We start from the raw sequence: 24,824 nt of genomic DNA, 5'->3' as shown, positions 1-24,824 counted from the left end.
ACCGTCACCCGTCCGTCTCGGGCGGCGTGGCGACGCTCCCGCTCACTTCAGAACGGATACTCCCGCGGCTCGTGCTGCAGGGAGATCCACTTCGTCTCCGTGATCTCGTCGAGGAAGGCGTCGCTGTTGTAGGTACCGACGCCGGAGGCACCGATGCCGCTGAACGGGACGTGTGCCTCGTCGTTGATCGACTGGTCGTTGACGTGGACGTTGCCCGTCTCCATCCGGGTGGCGATCTCCTTGCCGGTCGTCAGGTCGCCCGCGTGGACGGAGCCGGAGAGACCGTACTCCGTCGCGTTGGCGAGTTCGACCGCCTCGTCGATATCGGAGAACGGTATCACGGGCGCGATGGGACCGAAGTGCTCGTTGCACGCGGCGGCCATGTCGTTCGTCACGTCCGAGAGGACGGTGGGTGCGACGACCAGCGAGTCGTCGACACCGTCGACGTCCACCGTCGAGCCGCCGGTCTCCAGGGTCGCACCGGCCTCAACCGTCTCCTCGACGTAGCCCAGCATCTCGTCGCGCTGGGACTCGTCGATGATGGGGCCGACGACCGTGTCGTCGTCGTGGGCGGTGCCGACGGGCAGCGACTCCGCGCGGTCGACGAGCCGGTCGACGTACTCGTCGTAGACCGACTCGTGGACGATGTGGCGGTTGATGGAGATACAGACCTGTCCCTGGTGAACGAAGCTGCCGAAGACGCCGCCGTCGATAGCGCGGTCGAGGTCGGCGTCCTCGGTCACGATGTGGGCGTTGTTGCCGCCGAGTTCCATCGCGGGCACGGCGAGGTTCTCGCCGGCGATGCCCGAGACGCGGCGGCCGACCTCGGTGGAGCCGGTGAACGCCACCACGTCGCTCTCGGGGTGGCCCGCCACGCGGTCACCGATCTCCGAGCCGCGGCCCGTGACGACGTTGACGAGTCCCGCGGGCAGGTCGGTCTCCTCGAACAGCTTCGCGAAGAGCAGCCCGCCCGTGATGGGGGAGTTGGTCGACGGCTTGAGGACGACCGCGTTGCCCGCCGCGATGGCGGGTGCGACCGCCCGCATCGACAGGTTCAGCGGGAAGTTCCACGGCGAGATGACCGTCACCACGCCCTTCGGGTTCCGCTGGACGATGTTCTCCTTGCCGGGAATGTTGGAGTCGGCGTGTTCGCCCTTCATCCGCCGGGGGAGCGTCGCCGCTTCGCTCGCGTGGTCGGAGGCGATCTGGATGGACGTCTCGCCCATGATGCGCGAGCCGCCGACCTCGTGTGCGAGCAGGTCGATGACCTCCTCTTCGTACTCGTTCAGTGCCTGGAGGAACTGCTCGACGACCTCCTGTCGGCGGGCGGGCGGCGTCTCGGCCCACTCTGCTTGGGCTTCGGCGGCCGCCTCGTAGGCGGCGTCGACGTCGGCCTCCGTCCCACGTGGGACGTGTGCGACCGTCTCGCGGGTCGACGGGTCCTCGACTGCGATGCTCTCGCCACTCTCGCTTTCGGTCCACTCGCCGTCGATGTACAGCGCGTTCCAGTCGGCGTCGATTGCGATGTCGTCGACCATGTGCAACTGCCCGTTGGCCGCTGGTACATAAACGGAGCCGCAAAGCGGAGGTACCCTCGCGTTGCGACAGCCTCAAAAGCTGGCGTCCCGGTCTCGCGCGACTGCACGCCCGTGCGGTCACACTGGCTGTTTCTGGCCTCTCCTCTGTCTCCCTCTGTCTAGTGATAGCACGGCCCTCGCGACCGATACCGGCAGTTGGAGCCTTCCAACCGAGTCCTCATTACCGTCGGCGTCGAAGTTCGGTGAAATATGCGAGAATTCGCGTTTCGCGTCGTGTACGAGGCCGGTGCCGACGACCTGATGGACGTCTTCATCGACAATCCCGAACTGTCCTCGCGGACCGTCTCCTGTCACGTCACGCCGAACACGATGTGGCGCGTCGACCGCGTCGAAGGTCCCGAGGCGGCACTCGCCGAGTACGACGAAGCGGTCGCCCAGCTCTCGCGGTGTTCCAGTCTCCGCGGGATGGGCGGCTGCGAGATCGACTGGACCCACGAGGTGCTGGACTCCTATCCGACCGGCCGCGTCGTCTACTCCCGACAGTCCGAGGGGCAGGGCTGTCGGTCGATCCCGTATCTCGTCGCGCACTATCTCGGCGATGGGCTCCTACTGCAGGCCGAACAGCAGGGCAACGAGTATCTCTGGCGCGTCCTCGCCGACGACGGCGCGGTGATGAGCGACATCTACGAGGAACTCGAACGGAACCTCCGCGAGGGGCTCTCACTCGAGTTCGAGCACGTCGAGCACTCGCCGAACTGGGCGGACCACTGGACGACGGCGACCTCGGACCTCTCGGACGAACAGCACGAGGCACTCGCACTCGCCGTCGCTTACGGCTACTACGAACATCCGCGTCGCCACACCCTCCAAGAGATCGCCGGCGAGGCCGACATTCCGACGTCGACCCTCCAGTACCGTCTCTCCAGTGCCGAGGGACATCTCGCGCGAGCGTTTCTCGAACGCGCTGGCACGCCCGGCGGTCTGCGCACACCCCCCGAAGCCTCCCGCTGAGCATCCGGCCAGTCACCGGCGACCGCTGGCCGCCGGAACGGAACACCTCGCCGCACTCCCGTAGTCTCCCCGACACGATCGCTTGGAAATATCCGAACGAACACGTAACCCTGTCATGCCCCGACGGGAAACTGCACATGGCGAACGACGAGACGCCAACCGACGGTGACGTATCGCGACGGGACTATCTGAAGTTCGGTGGGGCGGCGCTGTCTGCGGTGTCGTTCTCCTCTGTCGCGAGCGCGCAGAGTTCCAACGGGCGCGGCAACGGCAATGGCAACGGCAACGCTCCCGACGACGGCGGGCGGCTACTCATCCGCGGCGGGACGGTCGTCACGGTCGACCCCGACTACGGCATCCTGTACGACACGGACATCTACGTCGAAGACGGCGAGATCAGGCTCATCGGCGACGATCTCGACGCGAACGGTGCCGACGTCGTCGACGCGGAGGGGTCCATCGTCGTCCCCGGCTTCGTCAACACCCATCTCCACACCTGGGAGTCGGGCGTCCGCGGGGTCGCGGGCGACTGGACCTTCCTCGAATATCTCGACAAGATGCTCGGGGAGATCAGCAGCAACTACCGGCCGGTCGACGCCTACCTCGGCAATCTCTTCGGCGCGGTCCAACAGCTCAACGCCGGGACGACGACGGTCCTCGACTGGTTCCACATCGCCAACTCCTCGCAACACACCGACCGCGCCATCGACGGGCTCGAAGACGCCGGCATCCGCGCGCTGTTCACCCACGGCCCGCCGGGCGACGACAGCGCGAAGTGGTGGGAGAACAGCTCGGTCACCCACCCTGACGACATCCGTCGGCTCCACGAGGAGCGGTTCCCCTCCGACGACGGCCTGCTGACGCTCGCGATGGGGATCCGCGGTCCCGACTACTCCACTGACGAGGTCGTCCGCCAGGACATCGAACTCGCCCGCGAACTCGGGATTCCGGCGTCGATGCACATCGGCTCGCTCGGCTCGGGCGGCGTCTCGAAGCTCGACGAGCTCGGTCTGCTCGGCGACGACCTGAACTACGTCCACGCCAACCGGCTCACCGAGGAAGAGTTCGCGCTCATCGGCGAGTCCGGCGGCTCCATCTCGACGACGCCCGAGGTCGAACTCCAGATGGGGATGGGGATGCCCGTGGTCGGCGAGGCCATCGACAACGGTGCGATTCCCTCTGTCGGCGTCGACATCGTCTCGAACGTCAGCGACGACCTGTTCACCCAGCTCCGGATGGCGGTGCAGGTCCAGCGCGGCTTGAACAACCAGCCCGCCGTCGAACGCGGCGAGCAGATTCAGGACGTCACGCCGACCGCCCACCGCGCCCTGGAGATAGCGACCATCGACGGCGCGCGCGCGCTCGGACTCGAAGACGAGATCGGTTCGATCACGCCCGGTAAGCGCGCCGACCTGACCATCATCGACGGCGACGACCTGAACACCGCACCGGTCCACAAGCCCGTCGAGACGGTCGTCTTCCAGGCCGGTATCGCCAACGTCGACACCGTCATCGTCGACGGCACCGTCGTCAAGCGCAACGGGCTGGTCCACAACCCGACCGCCCAGAACCATCTCGACCGACTGGAGCAGTCCGGCCGCCGCGTCCTCCGGCAGAGCGACATCTGAGGCCGCCCGTACGCGGAGTGCCCCTGGTGCTGGCACGGATTCGACTGGTCACCGACCGCGGCTACTTCACAGCCGACGGAGAAGGCTACGGTGCTACCCACGCCCTCCGTCTCGTCGCGAACGCAACTGAACGCCAGCTGCTCACGGGGAAGACGTACGGCCAATCGAAGAAGCAATCCGACGCTGAGGCTCAAGAACACCTCTACGGGCGGTGGCTCGGCGGGTAACGGACTCTATTCCTCCTCAGAGGGGGTGGAAGGAGTTGATCGAAAGACAACTAGTGTGCGTCGGTTGGTAGGTAGTCTGTGAGAAACTGAGTACACCAGTGGCGAATCTAGTGATACCGTTGTTCGACCTCGAGTGCCTCGTGGACGGCGTCGTCGAAGTGTGTCCGTAGCTCGTCGCTGAACGCCTGGACGTGTGAATCCTGCTGTACTACTTCTAGAGAATCCCAGTCACCGGCTTCGGTTGCCGCGTACAGTTGTGTGAACTTCTCCCCATTGTTGCCGTACGCAATGACGAGCACATACGGCTTTACCTCTTCAGAACCTTTGGAAGTGTTCCTCCCGCGCCACTCTTCGAGTTCGGTGACGCTTACCCGGTCGAACGTTGCAAGCTCTGCGCTGAATTCACCGGTTCCAAGGCGCTGAATCAGCTGTTCGCGATCCCATTCTCGTGTCTCGTTGGTCTCGGTATCCCTCCCTAGTACGGTCTCTTCGGTGATCGATTCGATGACCCAGTGCGTAAGTAGCGGCCCAGCCATCTCAGCAGTTGACTGAGTACCGACGTCGCCTTCTTGAATGCGATCGCCCTCCTGGACACGGAGATACCGTGGATTCGACGCGGGGAGATCAATGAAAATTTCTCCCGAATCTACGTTGACCAGTGCTTCGATGCCGTCGATGGTTCGCGTTTCTATCGTTCTCATTGTGTGTTTAGTCATGATTAATGGTCTTGCGTACCGGACACAGCGAACTGAAGGCGGGTCGACCTGACGTCCGTTCAATCGGGTGATTCACATCGGTCTGGCTGACACTGACTGCATCGACGAACGCTGTCACCGACCCGGCCGTACGGCTACCGTGTGATATATGCTAGGGAGACGGTTTACTCTGTCGTCCGTACTCACAGGACGACACAGTGTCTGCACTCCTACACAGAAGAGACGTCCATACTGCTCTGTTGAATTCCCTCGATGTGGATAGCTGTGGCCTGCTGCATATCGAGGAAGGGTTCAGCACAACGGTCGTAAGTACTTGACTCGTTGATTTTCCGCTGTCTGATGTGATATCTTTCCTTGGACCGTCGCGAGATAGATGCAAAAGGGCCGTTAGTCGCTGGACTTGGGCAGATCTGTCGTTCTACGATCTCGGAATCTGAGTCGTTACGCATCCCCTTCAGATTGATATGGGTCCCCGACCGCCTCCCGTGGAAGCACGTTGTGGAGTTCGGACGTAATATCGGCAGCCGATTCGAACGAGTCACGGGAGGTCTTAGAAACCAACTTGCCTAGATTTGTCTCACCGTCGGCCAATATCAACCGAACATCGGAGAGTTCTTCGGCTGCTGTCGTCCGTCTGATGGGATACTCAATTTCATTAAGCAGGGTCGAAACGTCGCTGAACTTGATTTTGCGAGCCACACTGCTAGCTACGTCTGGGAAGCTAATAAGTGACGTAACCGGTGTGACGAACAGTCCCGATGATGAGATTCTCGGCAGTACTTTTCGTCAGCGAAATCTGCGTTGTCGATCGGCTCGATTGAACTCCCGATTATTTTCGAGAAAGAACGTTGTTTCACGGACGTTCCGGAAGCTATGTACACCCGAAATTTGGGAGGACAACCACACGTACTCTCCCACAATCGGACGGGCGGGGTGGCAAGTGATCCCGATGGTGGAAAATGTCTCTCTTGTCATTTGCGCCTTCCGCGGGAGACTCGCGCCTCTATACAGTACGCGCTGACCGACTCACTCGGCATCTGTCAAGAACACCGTGAGAGATACAGAGGATGAGTCCAGCAACTGGTGCCAGTCCGATGTGTCTCTTGAGACGAGCGAGCATCCATTTATGAACCTCCTGACCGTAGTCTTGAGTATGATTTCTCGGATTCTCGTCCCGATGGATGACTCGGAGATGGCCCAGCAAGCGCTCGAGTACGCTCTCGAGAACCATCCCGAGGCGGAGATCACGGTCTTGCATGTCGAGGGTGGCCCGTCACTGATGGGGGGAGCAGCCACGGCACTCGCTCTCGAGGAGGACCCGGAAGCGGCCGCCGAAGAGCACTCGAAGGCAGTATTCGAGGACGCTCGGGAACTCGCCGCCGAGTACGATGTCGACATTACTACCGAAGTTCAGATGGGTCACCCGGCCCGGGAGATTTTGAACAGAGCCGACGACTTCGATGCAATCGTACTCGGTAGCCACAGCGGTTCGTTAGTCGATCGACTGATCGTCGGGAACGTCGCCCAGAAGGTGGTCCGCCAGTCGCCCATTCCGGTAATCGTCGCCCGATGAGTGATCAGCGAGTAAGGCCGTTAGACAGACGTGCCTCGGAGTCCCCCGCGGACGAATACACACTTGCCTGCCGCAATCTGTTTCAACTCGATTCAGCTTCCGGCAAAAACGAATCCGGTGGCTGATACGCGCTCTGTATTCAGTAGCTGGTTTCTAACAGTATCCAGCGGGAGCGAGCGACGAGATGAGAGATCCGGCCTCGATACTCACCAAGCGGATTGTGTCATCTTCTGAGGAGTTCAACAAGGCCGTCTCAGTGGTATCCGACGTTCGAGGAGAACGCTCCGTAGTTCACTCCGCTTGTAGACTACAGGTCGCGTGCCCTTCATCCGTTCGTGATTCGAGTGGACCAGTATGGGTGTTGTCGGTCGTGTCACCCACATAATGATAACTCGGCTGCGTGTGAAAATATGGGGATTTGACACAGTCACAGAGTCAATGGAGAACACATGTATGACCTGGTCCCGCTGCAGGTTTCCACTCTCGGATTCGCGATAGTCGGCCTGCTGGTACTGGTGCTGGCAATCGTCACGGTCTGGCAGATGGTGCGGTTCGTCGACGCGTACGATAAACAGGCGCTCACCGTGTTCGGCGAATATCGCGGCTTGCTCGAGCCGGGCATCAACTTCATCCCCCCGTTCGTCTCGCGCACGTACACGTTCGATATGCGTACGCAGACCATGGACGTGCCGCGCCAGGAGGCGATCACCCGCGACAACTCTCCCGTGACAGCGGATGCCGTCGTCTATCTCCGTGTGATGGACGCGAAGAAGGCGTTCCTGGAGGTCGAAGACTACAAGACGGCGGTCTCGAACCTCGCCCAGACCACGCTCCGGGCAGTCATTGGCGACATGGAACTGGACGACACGCTGAACAAGCGTCAGGAGATCAACGCTCGCATTCGTAAGGAGCTCGACGAACCGACCGACGAATGGGGAATCCGCGTCGAGTCAGTCGAGGTCCGAGAGGTCAACCCCAGTCAAGAGGTTCAACAGGCGATGGAACAGCAAACCGGCGCGGAACGGAGACGCCGAGCCACGATCCTCGAAGCGCAGGGCGAACGCCGGAGTGCAGTCGAGAACGCCGAAGGGGACAAGCAGTCGAACATCATTCGAGCGCAAGGTGAAAAACAGAGCCAGATCCTCGAGGCACAGGGCGATGCGATCTCGACGGTGCTGCGGGCAAAGTCTGCCGAATCGATGGGCGAGCGCGCGATCATCGACAAAGGAATGGACACGCTCGAAGCGATCGGTCGGGGGGAGTCGACGACGTTCGTCCTTCCTCAGGAACTCACCTCGCTGGTGGGTCGCTACGGCAAACACCTCACAGGAAGCGACGTGGCGACCAATGGGCACCGGCTAGATAGCCAGGGATTCGACGCTGAGACTCGCGAACTCATCGGACTCGACGACATCAAGGAGATCCTCGGCGAGATCGACAAGGCCGCCGAGATGGACGTCGAAGAGTTGGAACAGCAGGCCAAGGCGGTCAAAGACGGGACCACAAACTCCGAGGGTGCCGACCACGCCGGTGACGGAGCGTGACTTCTGAAGCGAACGTTCCGGCAGACTGGGTGCTAGAGACCGAGCAGACGACACACGACGAATCATGGGCCGCGATTATACCACAGTGCTCTATCGCCGGTTTGATCGGTGATCAGGGACATGAGAATGCACTCCGGAATCCGTTCATAGGGAGTTACGAACCGGGTCGAATACATCGACGTCCATCGACCATCTAGGAGGGACACAACATTACGTCTCCGGGCCGAACTATTGGAACAAGGACCGCTTGAATATGGTATCTACACTCGTTGTCGTGGGACTGCTCGTGGCTGCCTTTGTCGGGTTTAACATCGGCGGGTCGTCGACCGGTGTCGCGTTCGGACCGGCCGTCGGGAGCCGCCTCGTCAGAAAGGCCACTGCCGCAACCCTGTTCACGCTCTTCGCGTTTCTGGGTGCGTGGACGGTCGGTCGGAACGTCATCGCCACCATGAGCGACGGCATCGTTCCGGCGGTGCAGTTCTCGCCAATAGCGACTGTCGGTGTTCTGTTCTTCACCGGTCTGGCACTCTTGCTCTCGAATCTCTACGGGGTTCCCGCCTCGACGTCGATGACTGCCGTGGGTGCAATCGTCGGGCTCGGTCTGGCAACGGACTCGCTCAACGAGGCCTTGATGTTCACGATCGTCTCCGCGTGGATCGTTGCGCCACTCCTCGGATTCGTGACTGGTGCCATCGTCGGCCGATATCTGTACCCCCAGTTAGAGGCCCATCTGTCGTTCACGCGCTTCGAGCGGCACCTCGTCCAGCTCGATCGCTCGGGCAACGTTCCGCGGCTCAGCCTCAATACGAACGCAGCCCCCCGGGACCTCGTCGGCTCGTTTCTGGTCATTGCAATCGCGTGTTACATGGGGTTCAGTGCAGGGGCATCGAACGCCGCGAATGCGGTCGCGCCGCTCGTCGGCAACGGGTCGATTACCATCGAGCAAGGCATCGTGCTCGCCGTCGCCGCCATCGGCCTCGGTGGGTTCACCATCGCCCGGCGGACGCTCGCGACGGTCAGTGATGGGATCACCGACCTGCCCATCCTGGCCGCACTCGTCGTCTCGAGCATCGGAGCGACCATCATTACCGTCCTCTCGTATCTCGGAATCCCGGCGAGTCTCGCGGTGAGTACGACCTGCTGTATCATCGGACTCGGTTGGGGACGAGCGAGTCGCGCCGCCACGCTCGCGGAGATCGCCACCCGACGTACCGAGCGTGAGTTGGCTGCGGGCCTTACCACGGGTGCGCTCGCGGCGTCTACGGGGTCGGATGACAGACCGACGAGCCCGACCATCGGCGAGCTGGCGAGCAGTACGGCTGGCGAGCGGACGGGGCGACGGGACGGAGACAGACCGGTTCCCCCGATCGGGGAGGAACACATCGACGAGCTCAGCGCAGAGAGCTTATTCGACCCGGCCGCCACACGCCGAATCGTCATCCTCTGGATCCTGGCACCCTCGCTCTCGGTCGTCGGCTCCTATCTCCTCTTTAGCGTGCTACTGTAGGTGTCTCCTGAGTTCAGTAACCAGTCTCCACCAGTATCCGTCACCCTCGGGCAGCAAACACAACACTAAGAAACAACCGACATATCGAGAGCAGAGCAGAGCAGAGCAGAGCGTCAGTCGATTTGGTTCGATTCTCAAGTATGCACGGTTCGCTCGAACCGCTGTCTCCCCTCGTCGCTGCTGGCGACGAACACCTCATCCCCCGGCTCAATTATGGTGTGTTCGTCTGTGGAGACTGTTCCGTCACGAACCACCCCGACTACGCTCCACCCGCGCTCAGAATCGCGACGAACGGTCGCTAGTGACTCACCCACAAACGGTGCTGCGTCGGCCCGAACGAGTCGGATCTAAGCACTTCAACAAAGCGGAAAAGAACTGGTAGTGACACAGCCTCATCTGTGCCCTGGTAGAGCCGTTATGTGCGATTCACGGAGGATTCGAATGAAGTAAAGTACCAGGAGGGGTCTATCACTACAGCTTGATAGTCACTAGTTCGGCCTTGTTGAAACCCTCAGCAGGTGATAGGTTTCGCCGACTCTGCTGAATACAGCGCGCTTTTGGATTCCAGAAACGCATCGAAGATGCACTGGTTCGGAACTCACCGGTGCTGAGCTGCTACGACGAGCAACCTCAATTGGAGAACGCACTCTTATCGACGCAGCACCTATCTGGTTGCATGGCTACCGTTGCCGAATTCACACTCCCATCTAACGAGTTCCCTTTAGGTACTGTCTTCACTAAGTTACCAGACGTGGTCGTGCAACTCGAACGGGTTATTCCGGTTAAAAACGGCGTGGTGCCCTACTTCTGGGTCCGCGGTACGGAGTCCGATTCGATCGTCGATCAGTTCTCTGAGCACCCGGGCGTCCGAGACATCCGCGCTATCGATCACGTCGAATCGGAGTACCTGTTGCGGTGTGAGTGGACCTCGGGGTACGACAGCGTACTCGACGCCCTGATCGTGCCTGAAATCGTCCTCTTATCAGCGACCGGGACAGCAGAAGAGTGGACGTTCGAACTTCGCGGCGAAAGCCGAGAGGCCATCGCGTCGTTTCGAGACTACTGTCACGACCACGGTGTCCTGGTCACCTTGACGGAAATCCACGCACTCCGCCCGTTGGATGCGAAGCAGAATCTGACTGATGGCCAACGTGAAGCCCTGACGCTGGCGTATGACCGCGGGTACTTCAATTCACCGCGAGACACGACGCTGGCAGAGATGGCTGATGAACTCGATGTTTCACAGCAAGCCCTCGGTGCTCGCCTGCGACGAGGGAATCGCCGACTCATCGAACAAGCACTCACCGAGTCGCGCTCGTAAGTCCGTCCTCGCGTGCCGCTTAAATACTCTGTTGTGTATGAAATGGCCAACGTAACCCGGATTGGTGGAGTATAGCGGGTGATGACCGACAAAGACTCTCCGCCCTCCAACAAGAAGAAAATGTCCCCGCACCCATACCGAACACTCGCTCCCTCGCGGAGTCTCTGTGAATTTGAGTCGATAGAATACCACGCGGAGGAAGATCTCTACCAGGCTCAGTTCAGCACTACCGATGAAGTCGCGAGTGATGCTGTCATAAGTGCCGTCGCAGCAGCCTCAGATACGGATCCGCTCGACATGGAACCACTGTACGCAACCGTGGACACAGACGCTCTCGATTCACTCGTCACCCCTCGTAGAGCCGCTATCGGTGATTTACACCTCACGTTCGAGTATCAGGGGTACGAAGTCACCGCAAGTAGCTGTGGCAGTATCAAGCTCAAGCCCCTCATACCAGCACGTTTTCAGAAGCTGTAGACGACTAGCAACAGTATGCGTGGGTACTGGTAATCTCAATCCAGAATACCCTTTCCTGTGCCGATTGTGGGGCAGAGCGGATTGGTCGTTTGAAAAACAGTGAGGTAAAGAGCCGTCCGGAATGTGTCGGTGCCAATTATGACGTTCTCAGTTGGGATTGAGCGATGAATCCTCTGTATTCAGTAAGCTGTCCCTCTCGGAATCACGGACAGTCGCTCCGCTCGTGTGAAATAGCGAGCTTCGCTCCAGATTGTGAACGACACACCTGCTGACGAGTTCGCGGAACTGCTTCGACCAGTGTCGTGAGCGGATGAAAGGGATATGCCTGTGTTTGAGCCGAGAGGTCACCGTCTCATTCAGACAACGCTGGCTCTAGAGAGTAGCGTCTAGTCGAGCGTTCCATGCCTTATGGAGCGACGAGAATTCAGGATGCTTGATGAGTGGATGAACACCTCCTCGTGGGAACTTTGCCGAGGCGACTGAAGACCAGTCCACCGATCGTCTCGACGTCTTGGGGAACGTGATTGTACGCACCGACCAACATTCGGGAACCGAGCTAACGAACCCATCTTCGATTCGTTGAGTCGCCGTCTAGGTTCCGCAGAAGATCCCCACCGAGCGGGTTTTTTTCACGGTGTCGACTAGGAGTGTGGAGGGGTTCCGTCGGATTGCACCGCTAATCGTGCGGGACAGTACTGTTTACGAGCGTTCCGCCGCAGTGAGGACAGGTGTTCGTGTCGGTTGGGTCTTCGATGCCGTCTCCACAATCACGGCATACGTAGAGTGTTGTCTCTGAACCGGAGTTGGGTTTCGTGGTCATTATCTGTTGGTGGTTGCCGTACCGCACGTCAGACATCGATCGGGAGCGGACGCAATCGTCCGCGTCACAAAGCATCCCGTGACGCACCTCCCTCGACCAGTGCTCCGAATGACAGACAGCTGCGGCAACCGTAGATGTCGTCTTCGTTGTCCCCGAAGACGCGGGCAAATCGTGGCGTTACAAACACACCGCAGTTGTTACATTCTGTCATCGTTCAGTTGCTTGGGAGGGCCTGGCAGGGACGTCTCTGTGGTCGAGCGTTATCGGTGCCGTCCACGTTCTTCGCGGTCCTGATGTCGTTCGTTCGTTCGCCTGCGCAACGTCCTCGGACGTGATGGTTTTTCGACCGCGACAGCGGGCATGACGAGACGCCGATTCGGCGATTCCGGCTGTTTCCTCGGCTGCTTCCTCTCGTAGCACCGCTGCAGTCTCATCTGGCACGACATCTTCATCAGCGGCTTCCGAAAGGACGGTTTTCGCCTTCTCGGAGTCGACCGCTTCTCGTGTTCGACGCCGCGTTTCTCGACGTGATCGGAACGGATCTCGTACCATGTGTGATCTCTCCCCGGTGAGGGGACACTGAGACTAACGCGCTTCGACTGCATCAAGTGACAACATTTTACCAATCCGATGAGTTCTGATTAACCGGGTGACGTAGTGAGAGAGTACAGCAACCAATTGACCAGTGACGCAGGGATGTACAGGCTGCGGACGTCACTCACATAATCAAAATCCTCTCAACTGTGAAAATCTCTACAGTTGATACTCTCGGTCGAGAGTAACGCAGTATGACGACCCACAGTCTCGACGCATGTCTCCGGCTCGTCGCCGATCGTCACCGACGCTGGATCATCCACCACTTGCGCCACGAGGCTACCGGGACCACGACGGTTGACGAACTCGTCGAACAGTTCCACAGTAGTGATTTTGACTCCAAAAACGTCCCATTGCAGGACCGGGATGCGTTCGCCATCCAACTACATCACATTCACCTGCCGAAGTTGGCAGAGCACGGCGTCGTCGAATTCGAACACAGAAGCGGAGCCGTCCGGTACCATCCCGACGAACAGGTGGAATCGGTGCTTGACTCACTCTCAGGCGGAGTGTCGATACCGAATCCCTGACGCCGATGGCTCCCTCCTGGAGACGACGAGTCTTCCGGAGATGATGGCGACCTTCGTCACTTAACCGACTGCTGAGAGTTAGCTAATGACGAATGGTGCTTGCGCAGTCAAGGGGCGAGCGTGTCACCGCCAACGCGGTGGCACGGACAGTCACTCAGTTATTCACAACACGTCTCGTTTGGAAATTGGTGTCACGTTAGGTAGCTGGGGAACGATGGTGTAGACATCCGATGAAGATACATACCGCACTCGAATCCCTCGAAGACGAATTCAGCTTTCCGATCGATCACGGCTCGGTCATCAAGCAGATTGGAGACACCGAACTCGAGGCACCGGACGCACAGGAAACTGAGACGATTTCGACGATACTCGGTCACGTCGGTCAGGAGACGTACGACTCGGCCGATGAGTTGTACACGACCATCATCGGTAACCTGAGCGACGAGTATATCGGGCGCAAATTCTACGATGACCGTGGCCCGAACCCCTCCGCAGCGGCGGTAGCGCCCACAGACGAAGCCGACGTTTCGTTCTGAGCGGCTGTCGATGCTACTGACGTTCGTTCTGTAGCCTCACCCCGACTGCTCTCAGTGATACACGCAACCTCCTGTCGGCTGTGCGCTCAGCGACGTTCGTCACCGGTGAGTCGCTCCAGAACGGCCCGTCGACAGTTGTTCTCACCCCGACTCGTCTGTCCGGAGTCGCCAGGTGAAGATTGCCTTCAACACGACAACCAGACTGTTCGTTTCACCCTCGCCCCAGATGGCGGTCTCCGACCGCGGATCGGACGGACTCGCGTCCGCACCGTTGACGAGCACACTCACGAGAGTCTTCCGACCGTCGACCATCATGAGCCGTCCCGCCGACGTGTCCGACCAGACCCACAGCGACTCGAACATCGTCACGCCGGGAATCTCGTCCTGAATGCGTTCTTGAACCTCCGTCGACACCCCGGCGAGCTTGATCGAAACGCCCCGCCTTGCGGCCTCGCCTAACCCCTCGATCAGGTCCTCGGTGAGATGGTCCTCGACGGTCATGTAGACGATCTCCTCTTCCGCACTCGCGAAGAAATCCAAGACTCGTTCCGTGACTGGCGTCTGCCCGTCTACCGTCCAGACGCCGCGCTGTTCGGCTCGTTGTTCGATGGGTTCGAGTTCACTCAGTGCTGTTTGGAGGAGTTCCATGCGGTGCTGCCGTTCGTGTTCGAACGTCCGACTCGCGGTCTCGGTGGAGATCGCCCAGAACTGCTTGGGCGACGACTGGAGGACGTCGACGAGTCCCCGCTCACGCAACTCGTCGACTGCATCGTAGACGCGAGTGCGCGGGACCTGCGAGACTTGGCTGACGTCCTTGGCCGTCCCCGTGCCGAGACTCGCAAGTGCGACGAACGTCCGTGCGGCGTAGGTACTCAACCCGAACTGTTCGAGCTGCTTGATTGCGACGGACTGTGGGTCTTCGTCTGGATTGTTGCTCATCGTTTAGGGGGAGTACAGGTCAGTGTGAGTCCAGCCACCGGGCACGAGCCGGGTTGATATGAAGTAGCATGGTGGGGGTATGACGCAGAACTGAACGGCGTGTCGGTGTCAGAGTTGTCCTCCACCCGGTAAATCTCTTTTGTGATTAAACGAGTGACTTTCTAAACGCTCGCTTTCTGGTCTTCTCAGTGGTGTACTCTGCTTCACGATAGTGTAACTCTAATCCTCACAACAAAATTGCGAAACTCGCCTGTCGACGCAAAGCGGCGACAGAAACGCCCTAGACGCGGTTCTTCCGAAATTCATTGTCACGGACTGAGTGACAATGCCTATCCGTGTCGGGAGCAAACTAATTAGAGAATCACTGGGGGACACCCCGTGAGGTTGGGACACATGACTACTACTGACAATTTGGAGGAGGCAATCGAAGTCCTCCAGCAACTTGGCTTGAAAGAATACGAAGCGCGGTGTTTCGTCGGCTTGTCCCGTCGCCACACGGGAACAGCAAAGCAATTGAGCGAGATGACGGAGGTCCCCCGAACACGGGTGTACGATGCGATTCGAATGCTGGAGGCGCAAGGCCTGGTCGAGATCCAGCATTCGAGCCCGCAGCAGTTCCGGGCGGTCCCGCTCGACGAGGCGACCGAGACCCTGCGCGACCAGTACGAAGACCGCGTCGAGCGACTCCACGACGCGCTGGACACGGTCGAAATCATCGACGGAGACGGCGAGACACACCCCCAGCAGGTGTGGGCGATGTCCGGGCGCGACGCAATCGAAAATCGGACGGACCAACTCATCGAGAAAGCGTCCGATGAAATCGTGCTGGTACTGGGCGACGAGTCTCTGCTGACCGAGGAACTCGTTGCCAGGCTCAACGACGCCGTTGCCGACGTCGACCTTCTCATCGGCGCGTTGACAGAGTCGCTTCAAGACCAGATTCAGACGTCCGTGCCGGACGCGACGACGTTCATCTCTGGCCTAGAGTGGCTACACGGCGAGGATATTACTGAAGACGAGACGGCGATCGGCCGGCTCCTTCTGGTCGACCGCTCGACGATCCTCGTGAGTTCGATCATGCCCGGCAGCAAAGAGGAACGAGCAGTCTTCGGCGAAGGGTTCGGAAACGGTCTCGTCGTAATCGCTCGCCGACTCATGGCTCAGGGGTTGTTGACCGCTCGTGACCCCATGCAATGATCTCACGACGTGCAGACTACTGACTCGTTCGTTAGCAGACGTAACTCTCGGTGGGTTCTCGATCACGTTCGTCGTAGGAACAGTCTTCGAGCATCTGAAGAGTGAGATACTCACCGTTGTTAATCGTGATGTGACAACCGTTATACACAAAAGAGAGACGTCCACCTGTCCGAGGTGTTCCGTCGTACTGCCTGTCGAACAACGCATCTAACGCATCCGGATCAACGACGTTCCCCAGCGGTTGAAGCGAGCATGGTTCACAACCAATGAGCGCGCTCACCGCTCGTACAACAGCCATACTGACCGATTCGTCCGCCCCGAGTTCGTACTCCACGGTTCTGATTCGTACTGGACGACGAAAGAATCCGTAGTTTTTCACCCAATTTATCAAAACAACTCTTGGATAGGGCATGGATGCACGTGTTGGCACCGCTAGGCGAGATGGGGTCAAATGAAATCTACAGAGCCTGTCACTTCTACCCGGAAGGAAAAACTCGTATTCGTTTCGAAACAGGGGCCCCAATTCGTCACACCACCTATTTGTTGGAGGTACTACCGCCGGCAAGAGAACTCCGAGCACGACGATCACCGACGCTATTCGGTGTTCATGAACAATCGGGAGAGCAGGCACTACCCTGAGCATGGCTCCAGGTTGATGTCGAGGAAGAGCGCGGCGACTGCCGCGAAGGCGACGAACACGACGCTGGCCCTGTCGTTCCAGACGAACCACGCCGGGAGCGCGAACAGCAATCCGAATGCGAGGTTCCCCATGACATCTACCATCGACCGCTACCTCGGACTGACTCGATAGGTATCATTCTGAGTCTACAGAATGAACGTGACGATAGCGAGGACGACGAAGATGATGACGAGCCACTTTGCGATATCCATACTGAGTCCAGCGACCCCCCGAGCACCGAGCACTGCTGCGACGACCGCGAGTATCAAGAAGAGGACTGCAAGCTCAATGAAACCACCCCCGAACTGCAACGGCACCGCTTGGATTGAGACAGCACTATCCAGAACTCCGTGTGATTCTAACATACCCCACCTACGTCTCCTGAGCATTTTAACCCGTGACAGATTCACCCTCATCTTGTTTTTGAGTAATCGGGTGACTCCATAGGGTGGTAGTGATTCACCCGATTAATCAGGACACACTCTTGTTCGGAAATTCGGGGCTACTATTCTGTCGTCAGCCGTATTTGACTGTACTGTGTCCCGAGACGACTACGACGAGAAACTGTCCGCCGGCCGGGAGGAGATTGCATCCATACTAAGCGGTGTGGCGGAAGGAATTCGCACAGGAGCCGTTCGGTTAGGCGATAGCCCGGATGCCGTGACTGTCGATACGCCAGACGAACTCACGCTGGAAATCGAACTCGAAACCGAAGACGACGAGATGAGTCTGGAACTGGAACTGGAGTGGACGGTATCGAGTGAAGCACCTCCTGTTTCGTCCCTCGACGTTACTCCCGAGGGTGAGGACGAGGAGGTCGCGTATTTGGGAGCCACTGATGGAGCACAATCACTGGCTCGATTCGAAGTCTACCGGGCTCGAGATGCGGAATGGCGCTGGCGACTCCGTCATCGAAACGGGAACATCATTGCGAGCAGTGGCGAGGGGTACACCCGCAAACACAATGCCCTGAAGGGCCTCCGGAGTGTAATCGCGAATTCGGCAGACGCAGCAATGTGAGAGACGTTTATTTGAGCGCAGCCGCGCCACGTTCTCGGCCGCAGGTATGGTCCATGTATTCGCGCATATGGAGGAATCGGTGCCAGTAGGAGAGGCACAGCACAACGTGGCCGACCTTTTCGGATTCCGGCACGAGTGACGGGGAGTGTCCGATATCGCTGACTTGGTTTTCGGCCGATGAGAACCGCGTTCCGTCACGGTCCCCGCACCTCCCCGCTCACGGGATTCGGCCGAGAATCGTCGCGCGGGCGCCGACCACCGCGACGACGAGCGTGGCCCCGATGACGAGTGCCGTGACACTCTCCACGGAGAGACCGCCAACCAGGGCGAACAGCCGCAGACCGACGGAGCCCACCACGGCGGCGATGGCGGCCGAGACGGCCGTCCCGCGCACCAGCTCCGCGTCGGTTGCCGAGTCGTCGCCGTGGACCCGCCCGTGGTCGAGGTACTCGACGAGCTGTTCGGCCTCGTCGCGGAGGACGACCGTTCCGCGGTTCTTGTCGAAGTCGACGACGTCGGCCCGATCCATCCGGGGGAGGTGACACTGGTAGAGCCCGATGTAGACCCGCTTGCGCTGGCTCGAGGAGAGGTGGTCCACATCGATGCCGTTCTCCAGGGCGGCGATGTGCTCGGCGAGGTCGCTCAGCGTGGACTGCCCACCGTGAGCGAGCAGGTACTCCAGCGTGTCGCGCCGACGCCTGTTCATCAGTATCTCGAACGTCGTGTCGAGTGAGAAGTCTCCGACGGTGGCACGCCCGTCGGGTTCCGTATCGGACTGCGCCTGGTCCGGGGACGGCCGTCGCCGGTCTTCGATCGCAAAGCTGAGTTCGTCATCGGGGGATTCGTCATCGGGGGATTCGTCATCGGGGGATTCGTCATCGGGGGATTCGTCATCGGGGGATGCAAGTACGTTACGTAGCTTCATCAGACACCTGACAACCGTTCCCCAAATGTGTAAAGTGACAACAATTTACTCACCGAGACATTTTTGATTAACAGAGTGACTTGTCTTCCTTCACCGTTGGCGGTGACACGTTCGTCCCTGGACTGGTCAAGCACGGTGGATCAATATTGGCTCTACCGAAACCTGTCTCAACTGACATCCGAAGAAAAAGACTCTTCGACTACCCAGATTGCCAGTAGTTGCGCTCTAATCGCATCTCAACCATCGACGGAACATAAACGAGACAGTCAACGCGGCGATCAAACAGAACTTCGGTGCATTCGTTCGGTTACGCCTCTGGTGGAAGCAGTTCCGCGAACTCGTCAGCAAATGCATCGTTCACAATCTAAAGCGGAGCCGGCAGTGTTCGTTTCCACGTTCGATAGCACTCTTAGCAGGGGAACCCGTCGCCAAGGTCTGCACAGTCGCACTCGTCTGACTCCCCAGTGTCGTCGCTCACGACGGTTCCGCCGTCGGCGACCACCTGCGTTGCAGCGGCATCGAGGAATTGAGTCCGAATCGCAACTGCGACACGGTGCTTACACGCCGACGAGTACTTTGCGTCCGCTGGACACTCACAAGCCACCGGAATTCCATCGTCGACGGCGGTGATGAGAAACCCTCACTTGCCGTTACAGCCATAGTGCTGTCTGTTGCTTCTGTCTGTGTCGTTTCGGCGACGTAGTCCCGGTGAATCGCTTCCAGCGCGTCTTGTCGGTGTGAAACGTCTCGTGGCGTGTCCGCCACCCGGCCGCCGGTCACGGTGAAGACCCGAGCTTTGTCGTAACACTCGATCTTCCCGCGTCGATTCCGACCGTCGCCAGCAGACCACTGGGGTCGTTCGACTAATTCTTCGGGTATCGATTCCTATGTCTGAATCTCGGTAGGTTCGTCAGTCATTGGGTGTCTCCTTTGGGAGCCGCGCCCCTTTTGGCGCCAGAAAAAATCCCCTCGCGTTCGCTTCGCTCACTTCCAACGGCCTCACCCCCCTCTATACTAGTTGGTTTTTGGGTGGAACACCCCCGGTTTTCAGTTGAAAAACGCATGACGTTGCGGTGTTCCACCCATTTTCTCGAGATGGTTAATGTTCCACCCAAATTCCGAATAGGTGGAACACCACGCAGTCTTGCGATTTTGTGGTTGGAAGCGAACCGCAAAAATGGGTGGAACACTCCCTGTTTCACGGTGTGTCGATACCCGATTTCACTCCCTTCTCTTCCACCCCTTATTCAGTATCACGACCCTGAGAAGAATCGATATCGAACCCAACGAAAACGCGAGCAAGTTCCCCATCAAGCCGTCGCCGATCGCTCGCAAATTCAATGTGACTTCCGAGCTTTCGTGAGAACCAACTCGGGCTCACAGGGTCGTGGTCATGTCGCTCTGCCCACGCTTCATCCACGTATCACAGCCCCGCTAAACCGGGTGTCGTCTCAACTTCTCCCATGCGCGAACTTTCTATCGCGATATGTGATTTATAAACGCGCGCTTCTCCGAAATACGGGCGACTCAGACCGCCAAACGTCAGAATTAGCTCTCGAAACAACACTCTTGATTACTCCAATAATCACGAGTAGACTTTAGTGGGTCGCCGCCGTCGGCCACAGACAGGATGACTACGACGCACGCCCCGGTTTCGACGGACCAGTTCGCCCACCTTCGGCCGACACTCGGAGCGGACCGATGAGTCAGACGCTCGCCGACGTCCTGCCGGACCGGCAGGTCGAGGCCGACACCGCCGACGAGCTGGAGACGCTGGACGACGTCGAGCAGTGCGTCGCCGTCCGCGGCACCTACGACGGGACGCAGATGGCCTACCAGCTGCTGTTCAACATCGTCGGCCAGGGCCTCCTTGCGCTCGACTACGACGAGGGCACGGGCTGGCGAGTCGTCTACGACTCTAGCATCGACGACGAGCCAGTCGACGACGACGAAGAGGTCTACCGCCGCGCCCACGACGCGCTCTACGCGCACGCCGACCCCGACCCCAACGAGACGCATTTCGAGACGACGCCGGAGTTCTGGACGGCACCCGACGCCGAATGAGCGACGTCCCTGTCGGCGACCCGCTTGACGACTTCCTGCGTTCGAAGGCGAAGGGAGCCGACAGCGGCAACTACCGCCGGACCTGCGAGCGCGTCGTCGGCAGCTTCCTCGACTGGCTCGGACGGGAGGCGACGTTCGCCGACCTCGACGCTCGGACGATGCGGCGGTTCGCTCGCGCGCTCGCGACCCATGACCCTGCGTCCGAGGACCCGCTCGTCGCCCGCGAGTTCGCGGCAGGGACCGTCCTGACCTACTACGCGCAGGTCAGTGCCTACCTCGGCTGGTGCGTCCGCGAGGGCTATCTCGAACGCAACCCGGCCCAGCAGAACCTCGCGAAAGAGCCGTTGCCCGACAACGACGGCCGTCGCAGCGGCGACCAGCAAGCTTGGACCGACGACCATCGGACAGCGATCACCCGCCACGTCGACGACGCGGCCCACGCCGCCCTCGACGACGCCGACGAGCCGTTCGCGGCGGCCAAAGCCTTCCGCGACCGGGCACTGGTCTACCTGCTCTGTTACTCGGGCGTCCGCGGCGGCGAGGTCTTCGCGGACCCGAAGGACGACCGCCGTGTCGGCGTCCGCTGGCGTGACGTCTCGCTCGCCGACAACAGCCTGACTGTGCTCTCGAAGAACCAACGGTGGGCCGACCGCTCGCTGCCCGCGCAGGCCGTCGCCCCGCTCGACCGCTACCGCCGTCTCCTCGACCCGCACGACGACTGGCCGGTCTTTCCGACCTTCCACTATCCATCACTCTACGCGACGATCCGTGAGGGACTCGGCGCGTGCGACGGCTGGAACACTGACGCCGTCGCCGACCTCGTCGACCGAATTTCGGGTCACGCCGAGGTCTTCGCTGTCCTCCGCGAGCACGGTCTCGCGCCCCCGGCCATCACCACCGACGGCGCGCGCCGGACGATGCGGCGACTCTCGGACGCCGCCGGACTCGACCTCGACGACGGACACGGCTATCTCGCACCCCACGGCGGCCGCCGCGGCGTCGGCGAGGTGATGGTCCGCCAGCGCGGCTTCACGGCGGCGGCCCGCTTGCTCGACAACTCCGAGGAGATGGTCCGCAGTCACTACTCACACATCGAGGCGAAGGATCTCGCGGCCGACGCCGGGTCGGCCTTCGAGGAACACGACGGCTGACGCTCCGCCCGGTTTCTGCACACGCCGTCTGTACGCTCTGGACTGTCTACATGTCCCCCACAGCGGTCACATCCGTCACATCTCGCACTGCCCGCACTGCCTACACTGCCTGAACTGCCCGCATTGCTCGCACTGCCTGAACTGCCCGCATTGCTCGCACTGCCTGAACTGCCCGCATTGCTCGCACTGCCTGAACTGCCCGCATTGCTCGCACTGCTTGCACACTCTACAAATTCTACAATTTGCACAGTTCTCACAGCTTCCGCAGTTTCCGAAAGCTGTCTGCACTCCTCGCAGCTTCCACAGTTTCTACAATTTCCACAATTTTCACAGTGTCTACAATCTCTGCAGTCTTCACGGTCTTCACAGCTACCACACCTCCCGCAGTTTCAGTCTCCACTGTTTTCACCGTCTCAGCTATCGGGGGTCGGGGTCGAAACGCCACCCCTCGACCGCACGTCGCAACAGGTTCGGCGAGCGAAGGGGCTACTTACCTCGAATACGACGGTGCGACCAATGACGCTGGAAGACGACGCACGGGAGTACCACCGCGAAGAGCCGCCGGGGAAGATCGAGATATCGACGACGAAGCCCACGAACACACAACGCGACCTCTCGCTCGCGTACTCGCCCGGTGTCGCCGCACCGTGTCTCGACATCGCCGAGGACGAGACGATGGCCTACGAGTACACCGCGAAGGGCAACCTCGTCGGCGTCGTCTCGAACGGGTCGGCCGTCCTCGGTCTCGGCGACATCGGCGCGCAGGCGTCGAAACCCGTCATGGAGGGCAAGGGCGTCCTGTTCAAACGGTTCGCCGACATCGACGTGTTCGACGTCGAGTTGGACCTCGCAGACCCGGCGGCGTTCACGCAGGCCGTCGCCGCGATGGAGCCGACGTTCGGCGGCATCAACCTCGAAGACATCAAAGCGCCCGAATGCTTCGAGATCGAGTCGGATCTCCGTGACGAGATGGACATCCCCGTCTTCCACGACGACCAACACGGGACGGCCATCATCTCCGGGGCCGCGCTCCTGAACGCGGTCGACATCGCCGACAAGGAACTGGAGAACCTGAACGTCACCTTCGCGGGCGCAGGCGCGGCGGCGACGGCGACCGCACGGTTCTACGTCTCGCTGGGCATCCCTCGCGAGAACATCACGATGAGCGACGTCGACGGCATCCTCTCGGAGTCGCGTGCCGAGGCGGGCGAGCTGAACGAGTTCACCGAGCCGTTCGCTCGCGGCGTCGACGACGGCGATCTCGAAGACGCCATCGCGGGCGCGGACGTGTTCGTCGGCCTCTCGGTCGGCGGTATCGTCAGCCAGGAGATGGTCCGGTCGATGAACGACGACCCCATCCTCTTCGCGATGGCGAACCCCGACCCCGAGATCACCTACGAGGACGCCAAGGAAGCCCGCGACGACACGGTCATCATGGCGACGGGTCGCTCGGACTACCCGAATCAGGTCAACAACGTGCTGGGCTTCCCCTTCATCTTCCGCGGCGCGCTCGACGTGCGCGCGACCGAGATCAACGAGGAGATGAAACGCGCGGCCGCCGAGGCACTCGCGGATCTCGCCCGGCAGGACGTTCCCGACTCTGTGGTCAAGGCGTACGGCGACGACCCGCTACAGTTCGGTCCCGACTACGTCATCCCGAAACCGCTCGACCAGCGCGTGCTCTACGAGGTCACGCCCGCCGTCGCGAAGGCGGCGATGGACAGCGGCGCGGCGAGGAAAGAAATCGACCTCGACGCCTACCGCGAAGAGTTGGAGGCGCGGCTCGGCAAGTCCCGCGAGATGATGCGGGTCGTCCTGAACAAGGCGAAGTCCGAGCCGAAGCGCGTCGCGCTCGCGGAAGGCGAGGACGAGAAGATGATCCGTGCGGCGAACCAGCTCGTCGAGGAGGGCATCGCCGAACCCATCCTCATCGGCCGGACGAAAGAGATCCTGCGGAAGGCCGACGAGCTCGGTCTCGACTTCGACCCGGTCATCGCCAACCCCCACGACGGCGAGTGGAACCACTACGTCGACGCGCTCTACGAGCGTCGCCAGCGCAAGGGGCTCACGCGGACGGAGGCGTCCGAACTCGTCCAGAACGACTCGAACTACTTCGCGAGCGTGATGGTCGAGGTCGGCGACGCCGACGCGATGCTGACCGGGCTGACCCACCACTACCCCTCGGCCCTGCGCCCGCCGCTGCAGGTCATCGAGACGGCCGACGACGCCGACTACGCCGCCGGTGTCTACATGCTGACGTTCAAGAACCGCGTCGTCTTCTGCGCGGACGCGACGGTCAACCTCGACCCCGACGAGGACGTCCTCGCCGAGGTGACGAAACACACCGCTGAACTCGCCCGGAGCTTCAACGTCGAACCCCGCGCCGCGCTGCTCTCGTACTCGGACTTCGGCAGCGTCGACAACGAGGGCGTCCGCAAACCGCGGAACGCCGTGAAGGCACTCCACGCCGACCCCGAGGTGGACTTCCCGGTCGACGGAGAGATGCAGGCCGACACGGCGCTCGTCGAGGAGATGCTGACCGGCACTTACGACTTCGCCGACCTCAACGAGCCGGCGAACGTCCTGGTCTTCCCCAACCTCGAAGCGGGCAACATCGGCTACAAACTGCTCCAGCGACTCGGCGGCGCGGAGGCCATCGGCCCGATGCTCGTCGGCATGAACAAACCCGTCCACGTCCTCCAGCGCGGTGACGAGGTCAAAGACATCGTCAACCTCGCCGCCGTCGCCGTGGTCGACGCCCAAGACGAGTAATCGACGGTTCTCTTTGGACACTTCTCTTTCGAATTTGTCGCGAATGCTGCACCTC

Annotated in this window: 26 protein-coding genes and 2 pseudogenes; 15 read left to right on the top strand and 13 right to left on the bottom strand. The window is 60.4% G+C overall.

Going from position 1 to position 24,824, the window contains the following annotated elements; all coding sequences use genetic code 11:
• Window positions 1-47: 47 nt before the first annotated feature.
• Window positions 48-1,538, bottom strand: a complete 1,491-nt coding sequence (locus tag BLR57_RS17700) for an aldehyde dehydrogenase family protein (protein WP_089699840.1) — start codon at window positions 1,536-1,538, stop codon at window positions 48-50.
• A 249-nt stretch (window positions 1,539-1,787) separates the two neighbouring features.
• Between BLR57_RS17700 and BLR57_RS17695 the strand changes: the two genes are divergently transcribed.
• The 3 genes and pseudogenes from BLR57_RS17695 to BLR57_RS17685 all read left to right on the top strand — a co-directional run.
• The gene (locus BLR57_RS17695) at window positions 1,788-2,549 is read left to right on the top strand and encodes a helix-turn-helix domain-containing protein (RefSeq protein ID WP_089699837.1); all 762 of its coding nucleotides are present in this window, start codon (window positions 1,788-1,790) and stop codon (window positions 2,547-2,549) included.
• A 137-nt stretch (window positions 2,550-2,686) separates the two neighbouring features.
• Entirely contained in the window at window positions 2,687-4,177 is a 1,491-nt protein-coding gene (locus BLR57_RS17690) for an amidohydrolase family protein (protein ID WP_089699835.1), read from the top strand.
• Window positions 4,178-4,188: 11 nt separating this feature from the next.
• Window positions 4,189-4,404, top strand: a pseudogene (locus BLR57_RS17685) (CBS domain-containing protein); the annotation flags it as partial.
• Window positions 4,405-4,511: 107 nt separating this feature from the next.
• On the opposite strand, the gene BLR57_RS17680 reads toward BLR57_RS17685, so the two are convergent.
• Both BLR57_RS17680 and BLR57_RS20060 read right to left on the bottom strand, forming a co-directional pair.
• A complete protein-coding gene (locus tag BLR57_RS17680) occupies window positions 4,512-5,105 on the bottom strand; it encodes a hypothetical protein (protein WP_089699834.1) in 594 nt (197 codons plus the stop codon).
• 456 nt (window positions 5,106-5,561) lie between these two features.
• Entirely contained in the window at window positions 5,562-5,819 is a 258-nt protein-coding gene (locus BLR57_RS20060) for a DUF5789 family protein (protein ID WP_089699832.1), read from the bottom strand.
• 454 nt (window positions 5,820-6,273) lie between these two features.
• On the opposite strand from BLR57_RS20060, the gene BLR57_RS17670 reads away from it, so the two are divergent.
• From BLR57_RS17670 to BLR57_RS17660, 3 genes are all read left to right on the top strand, one after another.
• Window positions 6,274-6,693 carry a universal stress protein gene (locus BLR57_RS17670; protein ID WP_089699859.1) on the top strand — a complete coding sequence of 140 codons (420 nt, stop codon included), beginning with the start codon at window positions 6,274-6,276 and terminating at the stop codon, window positions 6,691-6,693.
• Window positions 6,694-7,142: 449 nt separating this feature from the next.
• Window positions 7,143-8,237 carry an SPFH domain-containing protein gene (locus BLR57_RS17665; RefSeq protein ID WP_089699830.1) on the top strand — a complete coding sequence of 365 codons (1,095 nt, stop codon included), beginning with the start codon at window positions 7,143-7,145 and terminating at the stop codon, window positions 8,235-8,237.
• A gap of 253 nt (window positions 8,238-8,490) precedes the next feature.
• Window positions 8,491-9,744: an inorganic phosphate transporter gene (locus BLR57_RS17660; RefSeq protein WP_089699828.1), complete on the top strand. Its 1,254-nt coding sequence runs from the start codon at window positions 8,491-8,493 to the stop codon at window positions 9,742-9,744.
• 134 nt (window positions 9,745-9,878) lie between these two features.
• On the opposite strand, the gene BLR57_RS17655 is transcribed toward BLR57_RS17660, so the two are convergent.
• Window positions 9,879-10,058, bottom strand: a complete 180-nt coding sequence (locus BLR57_RS17655) for a TrkA C-terminal domain-containing protein (RefSeq protein ID WP_211603313.1) — start codon at window positions 10,056-10,058, stop codon at window positions 9,879-9,881.
• Between the two features lie 362 nt (window positions 10,059-10,420).
• Between BLR57_RS17655 and BLR57_RS17650 the strand changes: the two genes are divergently transcribed.
• Together BLR57_RS17650 and BLR57_RS17645 are read left to right on the top strand one after the other, a co-directional pair.
• Window positions 10,421-11,065 carry a helix-turn-helix domain-containing protein gene (locus tag BLR57_RS17650; RefSeq protein WP_089699824.1) on the top strand — a complete coding sequence of 215 codons (645 nt, stop codon included), beginning with the start codon at window positions 10,421-10,423 and terminating at the stop codon, window positions 11,063-11,065.
• 81 nt (window positions 11,066-11,146) lie between these two features.
• Complete coding sequence (locus BLR57_RS17645) at window positions 11,147-11,542, top strand: HalOD1 output domain-containing protein (protein ID WP_089699822.1); 396 nt, start codon at window positions 11,147-11,149, stop codon at window positions 11,540-11,542.
• 237 nt (window positions 11,543-11,779) lie between these two features.
• On the opposite strand, the pseudogene BLR57_RS19815 reads toward BLR57_RS17645, so the two are convergent.
• Together BLR57_RS19815 and BLR57_RS20055 are read right to left on the bottom strand one after the other, a co-directional pair.
• Window positions 11,780-11,992, bottom strand: a pseudogene (locus BLR57_RS19815) (IS5/IS1182 family transposase); the annotation flags it as partial.
• Window positions 11,993-12,426: 434 nt separating this feature from the next.
• Window positions 12,427-12,573, bottom strand: a complete 147-nt coding sequence (locus tag BLR57_RS20055) for a DUF7563 family protein (RefSeq protein WP_449271670.1) — start codon at window positions 12,571-12,573, stop codon at window positions 12,427-12,429.
• Between the two features lie 577 nt (window positions 12,574-13,150).
• On the opposite strand from BLR57_RS20055, the gene BLR57_RS17635 reads away from it, so the two are divergent.
• Window positions 13,151-13,486: a DUF7344 domain-containing protein gene (locus BLR57_RS17635; protein ID WP_089699818.1), complete on the top strand. Its 336-nt coding sequence runs from the start codon at window positions 13,151-13,153 to the stop codon at window positions 13,484-13,486.
• A 230-nt stretch (window positions 13,487-13,716) separates the two neighbouring features.
• Entirely contained in the window at window positions 13,717-14,022 is a 306-nt protein-coding gene (locus tag BLR57_RS17630) for a DUF5789 family protein (RefSeq protein ID WP_089699816.1), read from the top strand.
• A gap of 141 nt (window positions 14,023-14,163) precedes the next feature.
• On the opposite strand, the gene BLR57_RS17625 is transcribed toward BLR57_RS17630, so the two are convergent.
• On the bottom strand, window positions 14,164-14,961 hold the full coding sequence (locus BLR57_RS17625) for a TrmB family transcriptional regulator (RefSeq protein ID WP_089699814.1): 798 nt from the start codon (window positions 14,959-14,961) through the stop codon (window positions 14,164-14,166).
• A gap of 393 nt (window positions 14,962-15,354) precedes the next feature.
• Between BLR57_RS17625 and BLR57_RS17620 the strand changes: the two genes are divergently transcribed.
• Window positions 15,355-16,158, top strand: a complete 804-nt coding sequence (locus tag BLR57_RS17620) for a TrmB family transcriptional regulator (RefSeq protein WP_089699857.1) — start codon at window positions 15,355-15,357, stop codon at window positions 16,156-16,158.
• A 31-nt stretch (window positions 16,159-16,189) separates the two neighbouring features.
• Here the strand turns inward: BLR57_RS17620 and BLR57_RS17615 are convergent, their stop codons facing one another.
• The 3 genes from BLR57_RS17615 to BLR57_RS17605 all read right to left on the bottom strand — a co-directional run bounded on the left by BLR57_RS17615 (window position 16,190) and on the right by BLR57_RS17605 (window position 17,202).
• Window positions 16,190-16,492, bottom strand: coding sequence for a DdfA family disk-determining factor (locus BLR57_RS17615; protein WP_089699812.1), 303 nt, complete (start codon window positions 16,490-16,492; stop codon window positions 16,190-16,192).
• Between the two features lie 296 nt (window positions 16,493-16,788).
• Complete coding sequence (locus BLR57_RS17610) at window positions 16,789-16,941, bottom strand: hypothetical protein (RefSeq protein WP_211603311.1); 153 nt, start codon at window positions 16,939-16,941, stop codon at window positions 16,789-16,791.
• 42 nt (window positions 16,942-16,983) lie between these two features.
• A complete protein-coding gene (locus BLR57_RS17605; protein WP_089699810.1) occupies window positions 16,984-17,202 on the bottom strand; it encodes a DUF1328 domain-containing protein in 219 nt (72 codons plus the stop codon).
• A 172-nt stretch (window positions 17,203-17,374) separates the two neighbouring features.
• Between BLR57_RS17605 and BLR57_RS17600 the strand changes: the two genes are divergently transcribed.
• On the top strand, window positions 17,375-17,857 hold the full coding sequence (locus BLR57_RS17600; RefSeq protein WP_089699808.1) for an amphi-Trp domain-containing protein: 483 nt from the start codon (window positions 17,375-17,377) through the stop codon (window positions 17,855-17,857).
• A 217-nt stretch (window positions 17,858-18,074) separates the two neighbouring features.
• On the opposite strand, the gene BLR57_RS17595 is transcribed toward BLR57_RS17600, so the two are convergent.
• Both BLR57_RS17595 and BLR57_RS17590 read right to left on the bottom strand, forming a co-directional pair.
• Entirely contained in the window at window positions 18,075-18,782 is a 708-nt protein-coding gene (locus BLR57_RS17595) for a DUF7344 domain-containing protein (protein WP_170830695.1), read from the bottom strand.
• Between the two features lie 409 nt (window positions 18,783-19,191).
• Entirely contained in the window at window positions 19,192-19,386 is a 195-nt protein-coding gene (locus BLR57_RS17590; protein ID WP_244510103.1) for an SWIM zinc finger family protein, read from the bottom strand.
• A gap of 1,097 nt (window positions 19,387-20,483) precedes the next feature.
• Between BLR57_RS17590 and BLR57_RS17585 the strand changes: the two genes are divergently transcribed.
• Window positions 20,484-20,846, top strand: a complete 363-nt coding sequence (locus BLR57_RS17585; protein ID WP_089699804.1) for a DUF7964 domain-containing protein — start codon at window positions 20,484-20,486, stop codon at window positions 20,844-20,846.
• Complete coding sequence (locus BLR57_RS17580) at window positions 20,843-21,997, top strand: tyrosine-type recombinase/integrase (RefSeq protein ID WP_089699802.1); 1,155 nt, start codon at window positions 20,843-20,845, stop codon at window positions 21,995-21,997. Before BLR57_RS17585 ends, BLR57_RS17580 begins: the two co-directional genes overlap by 4 nt.
• 253 nt (window positions 21,998-22,250) lie before the next feature.
• Here BLR57_RS17580 and BLR57_RS19550 read toward each other — a convergent pair whose 3' ends face one another.
• Entirely contained in the window at window positions 22,251-22,406 is a 156-nt protein-coding gene (locus BLR57_RS19550) for a hypothetical protein (RefSeq protein WP_170830694.1), read from the bottom strand.
• A gap of 107 nt (window positions 22,407-22,513) precedes the next feature.
• On the opposite strand from BLR57_RS19550, the gene BLR57_RS17575 reads away from it, so the two are divergent.
• Window positions 22,514-24,769, top strand: a complete 2,256-nt coding sequence (locus tag BLR57_RS17575; protein ID WP_089699800.1) for an NADP-dependent malic enzyme — start codon at window positions 22,514-22,516, stop codon at window positions 24,767-24,769.
• The last annotated feature ends 55 nt before the right edge of the window (window positions 24,770-24,824 follow it).

The organism is Halogranum gelatinilyticum (genome assembly GCF_900103715.1).
GTDB classification, from domain to species: Archaea; Halobacteriota; Halobacteria; order Halobacteriales; family Haloferacaceae; genus Halogranum; species Halogranum gelatinilyticum.
The sequence above is the reverse complement of the archived record's forward strand: the minus strand, read 5'-3'. Positions and strand labels throughout refer to the sequence as shown.

Excerpts from the sequence above, each read along its gene's own strand:
- BLR57_RS17700 (WP_089699840.1), bottom strand. The coding sequence starts at position 1,538 with ATGGTCGACGACATCGCAATCGACGCCGACTGGAACGCGCTGTACATC.
- BLR57_RS17695 (WP_089699837.1), top strand. The coding sequence starts at position 1,788 with ATGCGAGAATTCGCGTTTCGCGTCGTGTACGAGGCCGGTGCCGACGAC.
- BLR57_RS17690 (WP_089699835.1), top strand. The coding sequence starts at position 2,687 with ATGGCGAACGACGAGACGCCAACCGACGGTGACGTATCGCGACGGGAC.
- BLR57_RS17680 (WP_089699834.1), bottom strand. The coding sequence starts at position 5,105 with ATGAGAACGATAGAAACGCGAACCATCGACGGCATCGAAGCACTGGTC.
- BLR57_RS17670 (WP_089699859.1), top strand. The coding sequence starts at position 6,274 with ATGATTTCTCGGATTCTCGTCCCGATGGATGACTCGGAGATGGCCCAG.
- BLR57_RS17665 (WP_089699830.1), top strand. The coding sequence starts at position 7,143 with ATGTATGACCTGGTCCCGCTGCAGGTTTCCACTCTCGGATTCGCGATA.
- BLR57_RS17660 (WP_089699828.1), top strand. The coding sequence starts at position 8,491 with ATGGTATCTACACTCGTTGTCGTGGGACTGCTCGTGGCTGCCTTTGTC.
- BLR57_RS17650 (WP_089699824.1), top strand. The coding sequence starts at position 10,421 with ATGGCTACCGTTGCCGAATTCACACTCCCATCTAACGAGTTCCCTTTA.
- BLR57_RS17645 (WP_089699822.1), top strand. The coding sequence starts at position 11,147 with ATGACCGACAAAGACTCTCCGCCCTCCAACAAGAAGAAAATGTCCCCG.
- BLR57_RS20055 (WP_449271670.1), bottom strand. The coding sequence starts at position 12,573 with ATGACAGAATGTAACAACTGCGGTGTGTTTGTAACGCCACGATTTGCC.
- BLR57_RS17635 (WP_089699818.1), top strand. The coding sequence starts at position 13,151 with ATGACGACCCACAGTCTCGACGCATGTCTCCGGCTCGTCGCCGATCGT.
- BLR57_RS17630 (WP_089699816.1), top strand. The coding sequence starts at position 13,717 with ATGAAGATACATACCGCACTCGAATCCCTCGAAGACGAATTCAGCTTT.
- BLR57_RS17625 (WP_089699814.1), bottom strand. The coding sequence starts at position 14,961 with ATGAGCAACAATCCAGACGAAGACCCACAGTCCGTCGCAATCAAGCAG.
- BLR57_RS17620 (WP_089699857.1), top strand. The coding sequence starts at position 15,355 with ATGACTACTACTGACAATTTGGAGGAGGCAATCGAAGTCCTCCAGCAA.
- BLR57_RS17610 (WP_211603311.1), bottom strand. The coding sequence starts at position 16,941 with ATGGTAGATGTCATGGGGAACCTCGCATTCGGATTGCTGTTCGCGCTC.
- BLR57_RS17605 (WP_089699810.1), bottom strand. The coding sequence starts at position 17,202 with ATGTTAGAATCACACGGAGTTCTGGATAGTGCTGTCTCAATCCAAGCG.
- BLR57_RS17595 (WP_170830695.1), bottom strand. The coding sequence starts at position 18,782 with ATGAAGCTACGTAACGTACTTGCATCCCCCGATGACGAATCCCCCGAT.
- BLR57_RS17585 (WP_089699804.1), top strand. The coding sequence starts at position 20,484 with ATGAGTCAGACGCTCGCCGACGTCCTGCCGGACCGGCAGGTCGAGGCC.
- BLR57_RS17580 (WP_089699802.1), top strand. The coding sequence starts at position 20,843 with ATGAGCGACGTCCCTGTCGGCGACCCGCTTGACGACTTCCTGCGTTCG.
- BLR57_RS17575 (WP_089699800.1), top strand. The coding sequence starts at position 22,514 with ATGACGCTGGAAGACGACGCACGGGAGTACCACCGCGAAGAGCCGCCG.